Here is a 16,996-nt window from a genome sequence, read left to right as displayed (position 1 = left end):
GCCACGACGCTTAGGCGCCCCCCGCCTACATCCTCCTCGCCAACGTTGTAGACGATATGCTCAGGTACCGACGAAGCTCGTTCTCAGCTATTTCGGATGCCCGCGACGACTGCAATGCCGACGAAACAATCCTGACCAGATATCAATCCAACTGATGCCGAAAAGGTAAGTCTGGCCCGGTTTTACCGCAGGTCTGGGCTGCGGCACTGACGGCAAAAGTGAGCATTGCGTCGATCTGTTCACGGCTCAAGCGTTGTAAGCCCTCCACCGAATCCAGCTGCTGCTCCGTCAGCCAAGCGATCAATGCCGCTTGGAAGGTGTCGCCGGCGCCTACGGTATCGACCATCACCACGCGATGGGCCGGCACCGACCAAGTGCCATGGCGGCGGCTGAAAACTGTCGCGCCCTGACCGCCACGGGTGAGGAATACCAGTTGGCAGCGGTGTTCCAGCCAGCCCTCGATCACGCTCTGCGCATCACACTCGGGGTAGAGCAGATTCAGGTCTTCGTCACTGACCTTGATCAGATCGGCATGTTCGACCAGAGTGCCGATCCGTTCGCGCCACAATTCGATATTCGGTTCTGGGTTGAGTCGCACGTTGGGGTCGAGGCTGATCAGGCGTTTGCCACTTTCCCGGTAAACCAGAGCCAGCAGCGTATCGGCAATCGGCTGCACCACCAACGAGTACGAGCCAATATGCAATCCGCGCACCTCAGCGCCTAACTCAGGCAAATGGCTCAGCAACAGCTGGCGATCCGCGCAGCCTTCGCCGCGAAAGCTGTAATGCGGCGAGCCATCGGCACCCACGGCGACCATGGCAAGGGTGGTCGGTGCGTCGAAGTCCTGAAGATAGTTCAAGCGCACGCCCTCCTCCCGCAATACTTGCTGTAAACGCCGGCCCAGGTAGTCGGTGGACAACCCGCAAAACAGCGCCACGTCGACACCCAGGCGTCGCAGTCCGACGGCGACATTGAACGGTGAACCGCCGGCAATGGCCTTGTAATTTACTTTTGAAGCTTGAGCTTCGGGATCGTTTTCACTAAAGAAATCGAACAGCGCTTCACCACATACCAGATACATAATCGTTTGCTCTTTAAAGGTTCGCTATTGGTTGTTGATAGGCAGCCACATTGGCTGCGACGGGTAAGGTTTCACTGACGAGACTGGCACAGCGCTCGCACAATACGGCCAGTGAACAAGCAGAAAGTGACCGTCGTCCCCTCCGGATAAGCATGATTATCTCAAGGAGGGGAAGTGGGTTCTTTGTCTGTGATCATGAAGTCAGCTTTACTGCTGGCCGACATTACAAGCTCGGCATTCGGAAGGTCGTTGCGACGAATTTTTTCACAGGCAGTAGACTCATCGAACCCGAATGATCGCCATCGATCAAGCAGCCGCGTCTGCAGGGTTTTACGGTCAACCTGCAGCATGATGGTGGCGTCAAAACAGTCTCTTAAAGACGACCATGGCTCAAGGTTTAATAGAAGGTAGTTTCCTTCCACGACGAGATATTTCACGTCAGAGGAAATCAATCGTCCTGCAGCACGGGATATCTCCAGGTGTCGATCGAATACCGGGACGGCAACCGTCGGCTCGTTGTTCGCACGAAGCCGCAGCAGCAGACTTCTGAAGCCACCCACATCGAATGTATCGGGGGAACCCTTACGATCTAAAAGGTTCAAGGATCCAAGAACCGCATCATCGTAATGAAAGCCATCCCCGGGAATGACCGCTGCGCTCCCCGGCTCAATACTATTAAGGGCCTCTACCAAGGCCTCGGAGACGGTGGACTTACCAGCACCAGGCGGCCCCGCTAGCGCAACGACAATTCGATTACCAGACAGAGCCTTAACGTAGTCAAGTAGCGCTACGCTTACCAATGTGTTTGTGTTGGAAAACATGCCAAATTTCTCGTCAGCAGGCGGACCGAGGAAGTTTCCAAGATGCTTGAAGCACATCTTTGGGCCTGATACTTGACTTGAGCCAGCGGAGGATCATTAAAACGAGCGTTTTTGGCTACTACGAATATCCGTAGCAGCCATTACCCCATTTCAGAGATGGCTAGATATCCCTATGCCATTTGACTCAACCGCTTATTACTCAGTGATCGCTTGCCAGCCTTTGTATTCCGTCACATTCGTCCGGGTTACAAGTGAGGGTTGAAGCAGTACCATTGTGCTTTCCAAAGATTTCCCATTCAACAGGTCGTTACCCATCGTTACGGCCTGTTTTGCTTGGCCCCAAGGAGACTGAGAGGCAGAGGCCTGGATCTGCGTATCGCTTTTGAGTGCTGTCTCTATATCGGGAGCCCCATCCACCGATGCGATAATGATGCCTTTACGCTTAAGTTGTTTTGCTGCCAGGTCTGCACCTATGGCCTGAGGATCATTAATAGCAAACACTGCGTCGACTTTTGCAAAGCGAGTGAGGTCGCCTTGCATCACGCTGTAGCCACCTTCGCGCGAGCCTTTGGCATCCTGATTATCGGACAGTACCTTGATATCCGGTGCCTGTGCGAAAACACTCTTACAACCATTGACACGATCCAGGACTGCTGAAGTTTGCGTACCGTTCTGAATAATAACGTTACCCTTGCCACCCAGCTTCTCAGAAATGTACTGACATGCAATCCTGCCGGCTTCGACGTTATCTGTCTGTACCGTGGCGTTTGCACCTTGCACCATGACATCGACACCCACAACCACTATGCCTGCCTTTCTCGCTTTCGCAATCGCAGGTGCGATGGCGACAGGGTCGACGGCATTGACAAGAATCAAATCTACGCCCGATGAAATGAAGTTATCGATCTGAGTAAACTGCTTATTTAAATCGTAATCGGCCGAGACCGACGTGAATTTTGCATTTGGATTAATATTCAGTGCCTGCGCTTTGGCGCCATTGACCATCGCTACAAAATAAGGATTTCCCAGCGAGCCAACAGTTATCCCGACGGATTTCAACTCTCGTGCTTGAGCGGTGCTAAATGTCAGTAGTGCACAAACAGCGGTAAATATTATTTTTTTCATGGGGACTGCCTCTTGTTATTGGAGTGTGGGTGGGTGATTTTTATATGATTCAGGTGCGTGCGCCGGTCTGTCGAAAGCGATCGAGTGCTACCGCCCCAATAATGACGACACCTTTGATGATGTATTGCCAGATATCCGAAACGCCTAGCAATATCAGGCCGTTGGAAAGTGTAGCGATAATCAAGGCGCCAATTAGCGTACCGACGATGGTGCCGACGCCTCCTGTGAAACGTGTGCCCCCCAGGATAACGGCTGCGATAGCGTCGAGCTCATAGGACTGTCCCATTTGCAGTCCGTTAGCAGCCATCAGGCGAGCGGAAGTCATGATGGCCCCCACACCCGCCAACAAACCGGATAAAGCATAAACAAATAACAGGACTTTCCAGACCTTGATTCCCGATAACCGTGCGGCCTCGGGATTGCCACCCACTGCGTAAATTTGGACGCCTAAAACCGTACGTCGAAGAATAAGCCACGAAAGAGTAACCACTACCATCGCGATTACCACCAGCCATGGCACCCCGAACAACGTATCGTTACCAATATAGGCAAACGATAGATCGGGATTGAAAACCGTTTTGTCTTCGCCGATGAGGCGTGCGATTCCACGCATCGCAGTCAATCCGCCCAGCGTGACTATAAATGCCGGTAGCTTCCCGAAAGCGACCAATGCTCCATTGACGAGCCCTAGCAGCAGTCCGACCCCAAGTCCCGCAGCGATCGCCAGGGAAGAAAACCCGGGAACTTGCGATACCAATAGTGCCACTACTGCGGAAACAGCCAGAATCGAACCAACCGAAAGATCGATTCCACCTGTCAAGATCACGAAAGTTAAACCTGATGCCAATACCACATTGATAGAAGCTTGTTGACTAATGATTGAAAAATTCTGAACCGAGAGAAAATTCTCGCTCATCAGGCTAAAGCCCACACAAAGGAGCAACAAGACGGGCAGCATACCTGCCACCCTCATCAGTTGGCGCATTTTATCCTGCGCGGTAGCGCCAACGATGTTTCGTACACCAGGTGTGGTGAAGTCACTTACTACTTTTTGTTGCAGTGGGGACGTCATTGGACTAAATCTCCGTTGGCTAGAGTCAACCTGTCGCTGCCTGTGGCAAATGCAATAATGGTTTCAGGTGTGATATCAAGACCGCTGTGGCCACCGAGTTCCGTGACAAGTTTTCCTTCACACATGACCAACACACGATCAGCAATTCCAACGATCTCTGGTAGTTCACTTGAAATCACCACTACACAAACGCCAGATGCGGCCAATGCATGGATTATTTTATATATTTCTGTTTTGGCTCCAATGTCTACACCCGAAGTAGGCTCGTCGAGGAACAATACCCTGGGTTTCATCTCAAGCAGACGAGCCAGCAAAACCTTTTGCTGGTTGCCTCCAGACAACGCTCCGACATTGATATTTGAGGATGCTTTGATATTGAGTGCTTCAATGGCTTGTTTGGTGCGTCCAGTTCCGGCTGCTCGGCTCACAAAACCCGGAAATAGAGCATCTCTTCCCAAAACAGATACATTGATATTGTCGTGAACACTCATGTCGAGAAAAAGACCCAGCGCTTTGCGGTCTTCTGTTAGATAGGCGATGCCTGCATTACCTGCATCGCGAGGAGAGCGTATGACTACAACTTCGCCATCCATTTCAATCTGACCACCTGAGTACGCATCGACACCGGCGATGAGTCGGGCAAGTTCAGTTCTTCCGGAGCCTACCAGCCCTGCAATTCCAAGAATCTCGCCGGCATACAGATCGAAACTGCAATTTTTAATATTGAAGCCATCTGTAAGATTACGAACACGTAGTATCGGTTGTTCATAAGAACACGAAGGACGCTCATGGGCATAGAAACCGGAAACATCACGGCCAACCATCATCCGGACTAAGGTTTCAGCTGATAGCGTGGCACGATCCAGCGAACCTACGTAATGACCGTCTCGGAGTACCGAAACACAATCGGACAATGCGTATATCTCAGCCATTCGATGGCTGATATAGATGATCGCGACGCCATCAGCCCGTAATTGCCGAATCAATATAAATAGACTTTCAGTCTCTTTTGAAGATAGCGGTGTTGTAGGCTCATCCATCACCAGGATTCGTGTGTCGGCATGAATTGCCCGGGCGATTTCAACCAGTTGTTGGTCGGCGATCGACAATGTACCGACCAGCGCGTGCGGATCAAATGTGACGCCAAGTCGCTTTAACACAACCTGCGCGCCTTCGGTCATTGCCTTATGGTTTACAACCCCACATCGACGAATTTCTCTACCGAGGTAGATATTCTCGACCACGGTCATATTCGCGCACAAGCTAAGTTCTTGATAGATAACTGAAATGCCATGGCGCTTCGCATCGTTCAGGCCATAGCTTTTAATATCGCATCCATCGATTCGGATAGTGCCACTGTCGGCTGTATAGGCCCCCGACAGTATTTTCATCAGCGTGGATTTTCCAGCGCCGTTTTCGCCCATTAGCGCGTGGATTTGTCCTGGGAAAATACTGAGGTCGATGTCATGCAGGACGCGTATCCCATTGAATGACTTAGAAATAGAGCGCATTTCCAATAGGGCAAGAGGTGGACTTGCAGATCCAGTGCTCAGCATTGCGGTTAACTCCTTATCTACCGATTTGAGAAGCAGTTGAAACCTCTCATCGGTGTTCTTGTTCGAGAAACATAGACCAAAGGAAAGCGCTTGCGCAAGCGCTTTCCTTTTCATGAAAAGGAAACCTGAAAAGGTAGGAAAGCGCTTGCGCAAGCGGTTTCGTCTCGGCTATGATTTTTTTCAACAGCGTCCCTGCGTGCCGTTAACGGTTCGCCATGTGACCGCTACTAATAATAAAAAGGAGTGCCAGGCTATGCTGCATAGCGGATTCCACCCTCTCGCTTCACCCCCTTTATGTACACAGCGCACCTCGCTGGGTCTCTCACGATATTGCGAGGTCGTCCCGGCATCAATTCCTGGACCCTCAGACACATTTTCTCGCCGTGCGCTTTACAATGGCTAACCGCTGGGCATGAGTTCAGCGCTATTCATAAATCACGTGAGAAAGGAGTGGTGCACAGTGGGCGCAAAGATGAGCGATGTCGCGCGAGCCGCAAATGTATCAATGTCTACGGTATCCCATGTACTCAATGGGACTCGTAAAGTACATCCTGACACCGTCCGTAACGTGAATCAGGCTGTAGAGTCCGTAGGCTATATTCGAAACTCGCTCGCTCGGTCTCTGGCTCGCTCCTCTTCAGGTGCTATAGGGGTGGCGATTGCTACACTGTCAAACTATTATTTCAGTGAAACAGTACGTGCTATCGAAGCGGCCTGTGCGAAAAACGGCTTGATGATGATACTGGTCAATACGCAAAAAGATCCTGAACAAGAGCTTAAAGCGGTCAAAGCACTGCATGAGAGGCGTGTTGACGGCATTTTGCTAGCCTCGGAGTATGATCCAGAAAATAGAGTATTTAATTACTTAAAGGCCAACAAGATACCCACGGTTCTCATCGATCGACTTCTGTCGACGTCTTTCGATCAGGTGGGGGTAGAGAACAAGCAATCCTCTCAAGAGTTGATTGCTCACTTGATTAAACTGGGACATCGGCGCATCGGGATGGTATCCGGACGATTGACTCAGTCCTCTTCTCATGAGCGAATTGACGGTTACCGTGCGGCCTTGGCTGACGCAGGAATTCAGTACGAAGATCAATTAGTTTGCTGTGGTGAATCGGCGATTGCGCCGGCAATGGAAGCGACCCGCCATTTACTAGCGCTAGAGCACCCACCTACCGCAATAATGACTGCAAACAACTTGATGACCATTGGTGCAATGCAGGCCTTACGTGAAATGGGGCTTGAGGTGCCAAAGGACATCGCGCTGGTCGGCTTTGACGATTTCGACTGGGCGGATGCTTTTAGCCCTCGACTGACAGTTATAGCGCAACCTCTTGAAGAGCTCGGAGCCCAGGCAGTGAAGCTTTTATTGAAGCGTATCAAGCAACCTGAGGGGAGACGTCAGACTATTCGATTGAATCCCACTTTAATCCAGCGAGATTCTTGCGGCGTTCCCAAATGACTGTACTCAGGACTTCAACCTGAGGATCTAGCGGTTGCGGGCTTGATTTATTTGACTCTTGTCCACGTCTCGCCGCCTAGATAATTTTGAAACTAAGTGATCAGCATCTGATTTCCATTTGTTGTGCACGTATAGATGTGTTTACAGTTTTTCTTGAGAGACCGGCTTCGGTTTTGTTTTCTTCAGATTTCAATAATTTCGTTAAAGAGGCAGGCGTCATTTTAGGTCGCTATGAAAAACCCTGACTTTGTGGAGCGAAGTCCGACAAATTGGTTGTAACTACAACCGTAGAACGTCGGGGCGCTCTGCGTTTGCAGAATTACAAACCGCCAAAAGATGAATCGTTGATTTAGACGGCGGACGCCGTATTGCCAAAGAGGCTGAACATGAATCACTACAACAAAACAAATGATGTGACTGCATTGCCGGCATGGCGCAATCTGCTCGAGCACCGGGAGAGCATGAAAGATTTTAGTATGCGCGATGCCTTTCGAGATGACAGTAAACGCTTTCAAGACTTTTCCTTGGCGGGCTGCGGGCTGTTTCTGGATTACTCCAAAAACCTGATCACTCACGAGACGCGTTCATTGCTTATAAACCTGGCGCGTGAGGCTGGCGTGAAACAGGCAGCGCATGCCATGTTCAGTGGAGAAAAAATCAACTGTTCCGAGAAGCGTCCTGTGCTGCATACCGCGCTGCGGCGACCAGTGGGGGAACCTTTGATGGTCGATGGCCGCAACTTGATGCGCGATGTGCATGGTGCTCTGGCGCAGATGACTGACGTGGTGAGTCGTATCCATAGTCATCTTTGGCGTGGCTACAACGACAAGGTCATTACTGATGTCGTAAACATTGGTATTGGTGGCTCATTTCTGGGCCCTGAGCTTGTCTCTGAAGCACTGGCGCCCTTCGCTCGGCATGGGGTGCGGTGCCATTACCTGGCTAACATCGACGGCAATGAATTCCGAGAAGTTACGGCCGAGCTGAACGCAGAAACAACGCTGTTCATCATCTCCAGCAAAACCTTCGGTACTCTTGAAACCTTGAAGAATGCGCAAGCTTCTCGAAGCTGGTATTTGGCTAAGGGCGGGACGGAAGAGAAGCTATATCGTCACTTCATTGCTGTGACAAGTAATCGTCAAGCTGCACTGGATTTCGGCATCCGTGAAGCAAACATTTTTCCTATGTGGGACTGGGTCGGTGGCCGTTACTCACTGTGGTCGGCCATTGGCCTGCCGATTGCTCTGGCCATTGGCATAGCTAACTTTAAGGAACTGCTGTCTGGCGCGTATGCTATGGATCAGCATTTCCTGAATGAACCATTGGAACAGAACCTCCCCGTTCTTTTAGCGGTACTCGGCGTTTGGTATCACAATTTTTGGGGTGCGCAAAGCTATGCGTTCTTGCCCTATGACCACAACCTGCGCAATTTCGTGAAGCATCTGCAACAGATGGACATGGAGTCCAACGGTAAAAGTGTTCGTCATGACGGCACGTCAGTTTCCTACACCACTGGCCCAGTCATCTGGGGCGGCGTGGGATGTAATGGACAGCACGCTTACCACCAGTTGTTGCATCAAGGGACACCTTTAATTCCAGCCGATTTCATTGTCCCTGTGGTCAGCCACAACCCAGTGGCTGACCATCAGGAATGGCTGTACGCCAATTGCTTGTCTCAAAGCCAAGCGCTGATGCGCGGCAAAAACCGCGCTGAAGCTGAGGCAGAGTTGAAAACTAAAGGCCTTTCTTCCAGTGAGATTGAACGACTGGCGCCGCATAAGGTGATTCCAGGTAACCGGCCAAGCAATACGGTTGCTCTTGAGATCATCAATCCACATAGTCTGGGGGCATTGATCGCCCTTTATGAACACAAGGTCTTTGTCCAAGGTGTCATTTGGGGAGTCAATTCGTTTGATCAATGGGGCGTGGAGTTGGGCAAGGAACTAGGCAACAGCGTCTACAACCTTCTGACTCGCTATGACGCGGAACCGGCAGATGATTCCTCGACGCAGGGTCTTATAGATTTCTTTCGAGGACGTCATCGGGGTTAGAGCCTCTTAAGATCAGGCGGGCTAACGCCCTCCCGTCTTGGAAATACCTGTAGTAGTGCCTCTGTGCATTTATCCACTCATGTTGTATTTTCGGGGCGGCTAACTAACTCATGGGTTAAGTAATCTCTTGCTGATCATGTTGCACGGATACTATCGGGTTCTTGCCTTTTGCCTTGCTTCAGGCAAGGCGGTGCGTTTTCTATTCGATTTAACCTGTTTCCCATCCGGGAATCTGTGAATGTAAAAAGCGTGCTAGTTCGCGTTATCGACCTTGTCCAATAAGTATAAAAACCAAAAGGTATTATGAATGAACGTTAAAACTCTCAGCGCAGTTTTGGGTGCGTCCTTGGCTGTTGGCTTTCTGCCTGCTGACGCGTATTCCACAGACTTCAGTGGTTATTTCAGAACCGGGGTTGGGGATTCGACTCAAGGAGGGAAACAGTCGTGCTTTCAGCTACCGGGCGCGCAATCCAAATATCGCCTTGGTAACGAATGTGAGCAGTATCTGGAACTGGATTTGCGCCAGGATCTGCTTTCACTGGACGACGGCTCGACGGTCAGCGTGGAAGGCATGGCACAGTTTTACAACGAGTATGGCCATGAACCAAAATTTGACGGGGAGCACGGCTATACGCGTATGAGTCAGCTCTATGCAGAGTGGAGCAAGATGCCGGCATTGAATGGCGGTTCTTTCTGGGCGGGCCGCCGTTACTACAACCGAAACGACATCAATATTTCCGATTACTTCTACTGGAACCAAAGCTCAACGGGCTTTGGGTTCGACCAAGTCGCCTTGGGAGATCTGAAATACAGCTACGTGCTCTCACGCAAGGACAACGTCTTCCAAAAGGATTTTGTTACTCGTCATGATGTGACCGTCAGCGGATTCAACACAAATCCCGGTGGTGAGGTTCAGCTGGGCGTCAGTTATCTGGACAAGCCGAGCCGCGAGAATGCTCATCAGGGCTGGTCGGTGGTTGCCCAGCACAAGCAGGTCGCGTTTCTCGGCGGAGTCAACAAATTCGCTGTTCAATACGGCCGAGGGCCGGGAACCGCATTGGGCTACACCGGTGATACCACGCTGGATGAGAGCAACAAGAGCTGGCGAGTCGTGGAGTTTTTCGACTGGCAAATGACTCATGCTTTCAGCGGTCAAGTTGAATTGGTCTATCAAAAAGACACGCGCCCTGATGGGGATGATCAGAACTGGTTATCCATGGGTGTTCGGCCAATTTATGCGTTCACGGATCAATTCAAGTTGATCACAGAAGTTGGGCGCGACCAGGTTGAAGCCGCAGACGGTACCCGAAAACTCACCAAGTACACTATCGCGCCGACTTGGTCTCCGAAGGGTCCGGGATTCTGGGACAGACCGGAAATTCGTCTGTATTACACCTACGCTACCTGGAACAAGGCTGCACAACGTGCCGCGAGCTTGCAATCTCCGGGATCGGCTCTGTCTGATACGGGTGCGTTTGGTACAGACCTGCAAGGCTCCAATGTAGGGGTTCAGGTCGAGTATTGGTGGAAATAACCTCCCTTGTTGCGCCGATGCCGAATTGAATAACGTAGCGATGCAAGACTGACCCATCTCCAAATCAGCACAAATCCAGCTCAGGCAATGGTTTGTGAGGAATCAGATTGGGTCAGTGACATCGCCGCAACTGGGTATATTCGACATTGGCGCCAACGGAGGTGGTCGTGTGTGACGCGAACCAATCCCGAAGGCTTTTTCGGTATCCCCTAGCGAGAAATCGCGCACTCTTGTTCCGCATTAAAACTGATTTCAATCAGAATTCAGTGTGAGAAAATTGCAAATTTCAGGCATTAGAGGGTGATTTGCGCCACAAAATAGAAACCATTTTGAAATTCTTGGTGAGTTTTATTATTTTCGGTAAGTATCATCACTTGGACCATAAGCGCCTCGCGATACTTGATCTCAATGCCGCAATAGTGAGGGGTAGACGATGCCATCTCTCATAGATTAGAGTACTGTCGTATTAGAGAGTATTGCTGCCACGGAGGCATGTATGTGTACACGTCTTAACTCCCGCCAAAAAACTTTACTTTGCTGCGCTCATGCGTCTAGTCGCCAGGCGACTATAGCGTACACCCCTAATTAAAAATAAACCTCTTGTCTAAATATTCGGCCGTGAATATAGGCTTTGACGCCCCATGATCAATATATTTTACCAATTCCGGAATTTCGCAGCACAGTGACCCTAAAGTCTCTCGTCGCCGGCCCCATCATTCCAACATAAACCCATGGTCAACTATGCCTTCTACCAACAATGATTTACGTATAGAAAAAAACACCCAATTTTTAAAAAATTTTTGGGCTGACACCTTCGCGCTCAATACGTTTTGCTACTTAATCTCCATACCTATCGAACTGGGCTTTGCGCAGATGACACTTGGCACACACCTAAGTGCTAGACTCGTAGGGCTTTTCATTATCACCAGCACTGCTCGCCCCTTCGGTATATGGCGCGACTATGTCTTTAAAAAATTCAATATCTCCGACAAGGATAAAGGCATGAAACCTTACCTTGTCGACACCTTGGCCTATCTCTCGTTTGAGCTGCCACTCTACATGATAAATATGAGCATAAGCGGTGCAACCTTAATACAAGCCATCAAGGCCGCCTTGGTATTTTGCATTATTGCAGGCTTTGTCGGTAGACCTTACGGAATTTATAGAGCATTCATTAGAAGAAAACTATTCAACCTGAACTGAGAACGCAACATGGATATTGATTCAATAGTTCACGCCATCACATCACAGAAAAACCTAAGAGAAAACATTGTAATCGACTGCGGTCACACCACCCTGTTCTCAGCTCATGACGGCTATTCATTTGGCATTCAAGGAGAACCTAGCCCCACGGAGATTCTCATTCAAACTGGGGGTTGTATTACATGACGCCTTAAAGCGTCATAATAAAAACGCAACCATAAACCTGTACCTTTCTGACCTTATAGGCATCAAAGGGGGAAACGATGAACGGCGGAAAATCACTCAAGACATTCAACACCATCAGAGGGCCGTTTATATCCCAATGGCCTATCAGGAAATACTCGCCGCCAGTGAAATACCTTTAGAAAAAATAGCAATCCATTTGCAATCCAAAGGCAACGATCACTTCAGGAAAATCCTGCGTCGGACTCGCTCAGGAGTTGAACAACTCAAGTCAACCAGTCAAAATTACATTCACGAGGTATTCAGCCCTGTTCCTTTCTACCGAAGATCAGGGGCTATTCTCGTTGACCACTCCCTATCTGTTCGATACCGATGACGAGGACTCCTATTTTGGAGGTTCATGGTGGAAGAATAACGAGAACCAGATCAAACAGAGCGACCTGGAAAATTGCCCTTTGGCGCGTTTGAAAAAAAATCCGGTGATCAATCTTTACGAAACGGGAGGACGAGTTCTTTGCCCTGCGACCTACGGCGGTTTGTTTTGTCAATTTGACAACTCCGTGGATCACATCGCGATTTACGCAAGAGCAGATGACGAGTTCATTGGAGAAAAGGTGTATCGCGGCGTTATATCAGCCAACTTATTGATCGAGAATTTTCCCAGAAACTGTGCGCAGATCATCATCAACAAAGAAGAGTTGATCGAGTACACCTTCATGGAAAAAGACCTGATGGGCCGTTCAAATACAGACAGCATGAAATTTACAAGCCAGATACAAGATATGCTGCGCAACAACAACATGAAAATTATATAAGTACATATATGATCTATCTTGACAGCGCTGCCTCTGCATTACCTTTTGAAGATGCTGTGACGTTCTCTCCTGAACCTGGAAACCCTTCAAGCGATCATTCTGCAGGCTATGAAGCCAATGCAGTGCTTGAAAAAACCAGATCGCTGCTAAGCGCGATGTTCGGAGGGCGATCAAGCGAGTATCATTTCTGCTCAGGCGCCACCGAAGCTGCCAATTTAATTATTCAAGGAAGATGCAATTTCCTTAAGATGGCCAATTCGACAAGAAATTAAATAATTGTCAGCGCCATTGAGCACCCTGCGATATTCAATACCGTGAAACATATGCGACAGTCCGGTTTTATCGTCCATATTGTTCCAGTTGATCATCGAGGCATTATAGAGGCCTCCTTCATATATGATTTATTCAATGAACATACTTCGATGGTATTGGTCATGGGCGTTAACAATGAAACTGGGGCTCGCCAACCTGTCGATTATATTGCTAAAAAGATAAAATCCATAGATCCGGAGGTCTCTTTTATTTGTGACGGCGTACAGACACTGACAAAAGTTTCTTCCCCCGACTTGACGCATATCGATGCCCTTATTGGTTCCGGTCACAAACTCGGAGCGGCAATGGGGGTCGGTTTTTTTATTTGAATCATCGTTTTCGACTTTCCCCTTTGCTATTCGGAGGGGAGCAGGAGGCTGGCGTCAGGCCAGGAACAGAAAACATCTACGGCATAGGCTCTTTATATAGAGCTCTCGTACATCACCAAAAAAACGCTGACCAGTACCATCATCACGTTCGTGCCCTGAGCGTGCTCCTTCAAAAGACCCTTGAGCAAGCGAATATCCCATTCTCGATCAATACCCAGGATGGAGAAACTTCGGGTTACATACTCTCTATCTGCTTTAACGGTATCGATGCCAGCAGAGCGATCAAATTTCTCTCGCAAAGAGGTAAGCAGTGTGTCTCCCACCCCTTCCCGGGTGTTAAGCGCCATGAAGCTCAGTCACAGCCAAATGAGCTCCACCTTGCGCGTCTCTTTTAGTCCGCTAAACGTCAAGGAGGACGTTCTCGCTTTTTGTACGGCAATGAGTGAATTGTATTCACATAACGTCGAAACTTCGGCGCTAGAGCAACAAAGCCAGATATAAGCCTTATCGCGGAAAAACGCAGTACGATGAACATACTCTGCGCTCATCGTACTGCCGCCCCAGCCGACGGAAGCCGGTCGCTTACGCGAATTTGACGGAACCGCCCTGAATGTCGTCTCGCGCCATTCGCAAATCATTAGCGTCCTGGTTGAGACGATGAATCAGGTTGAGCAACCGCTGACGCAACACTTCGTCCTGGAGTTGCTCAGCTGCGCGCATGACATCAAGCGCAGCGCCCTCGTTATGGGTGGCGACGGAGTCGAGCAGCTTGCGCATGTTTCTTGATGGCCGATTCATGACTCATCCCTGCAGTTTTCGGTGACGCGAATCATAGGCCAGGAATATTTCCTCAATATTTCAGTTGAACGGATGATCCAAGGGCGCGTTGAGAAAAAATCGGGTGTCATGGGACGAAGGATTTCACCCGATGTAAAGGTCGACGGTAATGAGTGACTTTGATGCCTCAACTCAGCTCGTTGATGCAGATCACTTTGGGTTGTGTCATGTCTTCGTAGGCAAATCGAACCCCTTCTCGCCCCAGACTTCCGTACTTGAAGCCACCGAAAGGCATGGCATCAAAACGATAATCGGAAGAATCATTGATCATCACCCCGCCGGCTTCAATTTGCCGCGCCAATTTCAGGGCCTTGGAAAGATCACGTGTGAAGAGTCCCGCATGCAGGCTGTACTCTGGAGCGTTGGCCAGAGCAACGGCATCATCCAGATGGTCAAAAGGCTCCAGGATGACCACCGGCGCGAAGACTTCCTGCTGCCAGATCCGACTGTTATGGCTTACTCGCTCCAGCACGGTCGGCGCGTAGCTTCCCGCTTGACGATGGTGTCCGCACAGAAGAAGAGCGCCCTCCTCCAACGCTTCATTCACCCATTGTTCGGTGCGACGAGCCGCCTGCTCCGTAATCATCGGGCCGACATCCGTTGCTCGCTGAGCTGGGTCGCCAAGCACCAATGCACGCGCTTGGCTGACAAAACGCTCACGAAAATCTTCGTAGATTGAACGGTGTACGAGGATACGCTGAGTGCCAATGCAATTCTGTCCTGCTGCCCAGAAAGCACCTGATACACAAGACTCTACGGTTGGTTCAAGATCACAATCTTCAAGCACGAGAACCGGTGCATTTCCCCCCAGATCCATGGCCAGCTTCTTCAAGCCCGCACTACGAGCAATAGACTCTCCAGTGGCAAAACCACCGGTGAAGGAAACCATCCGCACCTCGCGCAGCGCCACCAATGCTTTGCCCAGATCGACGCCTCCGGTCGCCAGGGTTACCACGGACGGAGGCAGACCCGCTTCCACCAGACACTCAACCAGCTTGAGAGCTGACAACGGTGCGAGCTCTGAAGGTTTCAGAATCACAGCATTGCCACCGGCGATGGCCGGGCCCAGTTTATGGGCGACCAGGTTCAGCGGATCGTTGTAGGGGGTGATCGCGACGATAAGCCCCAACGGTTCGCGAGTGAACCAGCCTTGGCGCGATTCTGAGCCTTCATATGCCTCAAATGGAATCACTTCCCCGGCGTTACGGCGAGCCTCATCCGCCGATAGCTTCAACGTGTTCACACAACGCTTCACTTCCTTCTCTGCTTGTCGCAGCGTCTTTCCGGCCTCTGCAACTATGAGCCTGGCAAACGCTTCAGCCTCAAGTTCCACCCGCCGAGCCGCTTCCTCAAGGACGCGGGCACGAAGGTGACGAGGCATTGCCGCACTCTCACGCACGCCAATTCGCGCACGCTCCAGCAAGCCAGGAACAGCGGTTGCATCGAGGCAAGGCACGCTTCCCACCAGGCGACCATCGAATGGACTGAACACATCAATCTGTTTGGCATCAACAAGCTGGATACTGGCCATGCTGGATACATTCATGACGACTCTCCTGTTACTTGCCGTGAGTGGTATGGATGGCGATGATGTCTGACAGCAGCGCGAAGGCAGTCTCGATACGTCCCGCCCCAGGACCGGATACCGTAACGGAACCCAGCAATGCCGTGTTGAACGACACCGCGTTGGTGGCACCGCAAATACCGGCGAGAGGATGCGAATTCGGCAGCAGTCGAGCCTCCACACTCGCCCGAACCGAGCCATCGGCTTCGCAACTTGCAGAGCCGATCAGCTTCCAACTGGCACCGTTGGCGCTTGCCTGAGCGATGTCTTCTGGACGGATACTGCTGATCCCCGAGCAAGCCACATCGCTGACGTTCAATCGCGCATTGAGCAGTTCGTTGGCGAGGATCACCACCTTGAGGCGGACGTCAAACCCCTCCACATCGGCAGTCGGGTCGGCCTCGGCATAGCCGAGCTGTTGGGCCTGAGCGACGGCCTCGTTGAAAGTCAGGCCATCCTTCATGCGGGTCAGCACGTAATTGGAAGTCCCGTTCAGGATGCCTTCAAAGCCTTGAACCTCTGCACCTGCCAGCGCCTGTCTTGCCAGACGAATCACAGGCGTGCCGCTCATGACCGAACCTTCGTACTCGAAGGCAACACCATGACGACGGGCCAAATCCTTCAGCTCAGCGCCGTGCAGTGCAATGGGCCCCTTGTTGGTGGTCACAACATGGATGCCGCTTTCCAGTGCCCAGCGGCAGAACGTTGTAGCGGGCTCACCATCGACAGGATTGGTGAAGGTGGCTTCAGCCATCATGTCAGCACCAGAATGCTTGATCACGGTTTCGTTTAACGCCTCAGCGGTGCCTCCAGGCAGCTGAGCGAATGCCCCCTTCTCGATAGGCAGAGCAACCAGCTGCTTTGCATCCAGCCCCTCTTTAGCAACGATGGAGCCGAGAAAAATATCAGTCACACCGACGATTTTGATGCCAAAACCCAGCGATGCTTTCCACTCGGCGTTGCGATCTGCAATCAGTTGAGCCAGGCCGCGGTTAACGCCACCAAAACCCACCAGGGCAATTTTGTATTCAGTCATGAAAGCAGTCCT

Annotated in this window: 14 protein-coding genes and 1 pseudogene; 6 read left to right on the top strand and 9 right to left on the bottom strand. The window is 50.8% G+C overall.

What is annotated here, in order from left to right; all coding sequences use genetic code 11:
• Positions 1-142 precede the first annotated feature (142 nt).
• From LOY56_RS12670 to LOY56_RS12650, 5 genes are all read right to left on the bottom strand, one after another.
• The gene (locus LOY56_RS12670) at positions 143-1,081 is read right to left on the bottom strand and encodes a carbohydrate kinase (RefSeq protein ID WP_258622329.1); all 939 of its coding nucleotides are present in this window, start codon (positions 1,079-1,081) and stop codon (positions 143-145) included.
• A gap of 161 nt (positions 1,082-1,242) precedes the next feature.
• Complete coding sequence (locus LOY56_RS12665; RefSeq protein WP_258622327.1) at positions 1,243-1,902, bottom strand: nucleoside triphosphate hydrolase; 660 nt, start codon at positions 1,900-1,902, stop codon at positions 1,243-1,245.
• A 195-nt stretch (positions 1,903-2,097) separates the two neighbouring features.
• The gene (locus LOY56_RS12660; protein ID WP_258622325.1) at positions 2,098-3,027 is read right to left on the bottom strand and encodes an ABC transporter substrate-binding protein; all 930 of its coding nucleotides are present in this window, start codon (positions 3,025-3,027) and stop codon (positions 2,098-2,100) included.
• A gap of 49 nt (positions 3,028-3,076) precedes the next feature.
• Positions 3,077-4,099 (bottom strand): ABC transporter permease subunit, encoded by a 1,023-nt coding sequence (locus LOY56_RS12655; protein ID WP_258622323.1) that lies wholly within the window; start codon positions 4,097-4,099, stop codon positions 3,077-3,079.
• Positions 4,096-5,655: a sugar ABC transporter ATP-binding protein gene (locus tag LOY56_RS12650; protein WP_258622630.1), complete on the bottom strand. Its 1,560-nt coding sequence runs from the start codon at positions 5,653-5,655 to the stop codon at positions 4,096-4,098. The genes LOY56_RS12655 and LOY56_RS12650 overlap by 4 nt, the downstream gene beginning before the upstream one ends.
• 460 nt (positions 5,656-6,115) lie before the next feature.
• On the opposite strand from LOY56_RS12650, the gene LOY56_RS12645 reads away from it, so the two are divergent.
• From LOY56_RS12645 to LOY56_RS12620, 6 genes and pseudogenes are all read left to right on the top strand, one after another.
• Complete coding sequence (locus tag LOY56_RS12645) at positions 6,116-7,120, top strand: LacI family DNA-binding transcriptional regulator (RefSeq protein ID WP_258622321.1); 1,005 nt, start codon at positions 6,116-6,118, stop codon at positions 7,118-7,120.
• A gap of 386 nt (positions 7,121-7,506) precedes the next feature.
• Positions 7,507-9,171: a glucose-6-phosphate isomerase gene (gene pgi / locus LOY56_RS12640; RefSeq protein WP_258622319.1), complete on the top strand. Its 1,665-nt coding sequence runs from the start codon at positions 7,507-7,509 to the stop codon at positions 9,169-9,171.
• A 307-nt stretch (positions 9,172-9,478) separates the two neighbouring features.
• Positions 9,479-10,705: a carbohydrate porin gene (locus tag LOY56_RS12635; RefSeq protein ID WP_258622317.1), complete on the top strand. Its 1,227-nt coding sequence runs from the start codon at positions 9,479-9,481 to the stop codon at positions 10,703-10,705.
• Positions 10,706-11,446: 741 nt separating this feature from the next.
• Entirely contained in the window at positions 11,447-11,908 is a 462-nt protein-coding gene (gene alaE / locus LOY56_RS12630; RefSeq protein WP_258622311.1) for an L-alanine exporter AlaE, read from the top strand.
• Positions 11,909-12,435: 527 nt separating this feature from the next.
• The gene (locus LOY56_RS12625) at positions 12,436-12,906 is read left to right on the top strand and encodes a hypothetical protein (protein ID WP_258622310.1); all 471 of its coding nucleotides are present in this window, start codon (positions 12,436-12,438) and stop codon (positions 12,904-12,906) included.
• 8 nt (positions 12,907-12,914) lie between these two features.
• Positions 12,915-13,547: pseudogene (locus tag LOY56_RS12620) on the top strand (aminotransferase class V-fold PLP-dependent enzyme).
• Between the two features lie 92 nt (positions 13,548-13,639).
• Here LOY56_RS12620 and LOY56_RS12615 read toward each other — a convergent pair.
• From LOY56_RS12615 to LOY56_RS12600, 4 genes are all read right to left on the bottom strand, one after another.
• The gene (locus tag LOY56_RS12615; RefSeq protein ID WP_258622308.1) at positions 13,640-13,894 is read right to left on the bottom strand and encodes a hypothetical protein; all 255 of its coding nucleotides are present in this window, start codon (positions 13,892-13,894) and stop codon (positions 13,640-13,642) included.
• Between the two features lie 235 nt (positions 13,895-14,129).
• Positions 14,130-14,345, bottom strand: coding sequence for a hypothetical protein (locus LOY56_RS12610; RefSeq protein ID WP_258622304.1), 216 nt, complete (start codon positions 14,343-14,345; stop codon positions 14,130-14,132).
• 166 nt (positions 14,346-14,511) lie between these two features.
• A complete protein-coding gene (locus tag LOY56_RS12605) occupies positions 14,512-15,930 on the bottom strand; it encodes an aldehyde dehydrogenase family protein (protein ID WP_258622297.1) in 1,419 nt (472 codons plus the stop codon).
• A 13-nt stretch (positions 15,931-15,943) separates the two neighbouring features.
• On the bottom strand, positions 15,944-16,984 hold the full coding sequence (locus tag LOY56_RS12600) for a homoserine dehydrogenase (RefSeq protein WP_258622295.1): 1,041 nt from the start codon (positions 16,982-16,984) through the stop codon (positions 15,944-15,946).
• Between the last annotated feature and the right edge of the window lie 12 nt (positions 16,985-16,996).

The sequence above is a fragment of the Pseudomonas sp. B21-048 genome (assembly GCF_024748615.1).
GTDB lineage: Bacteria > Pseudomonadota > Gammaproteobacteria > Pseudomonadales > Pseudomonadaceae > Aquipseudomonas.
This window is presented reverse-complemented; position numbering and strand designations above follow the sequence as displayed.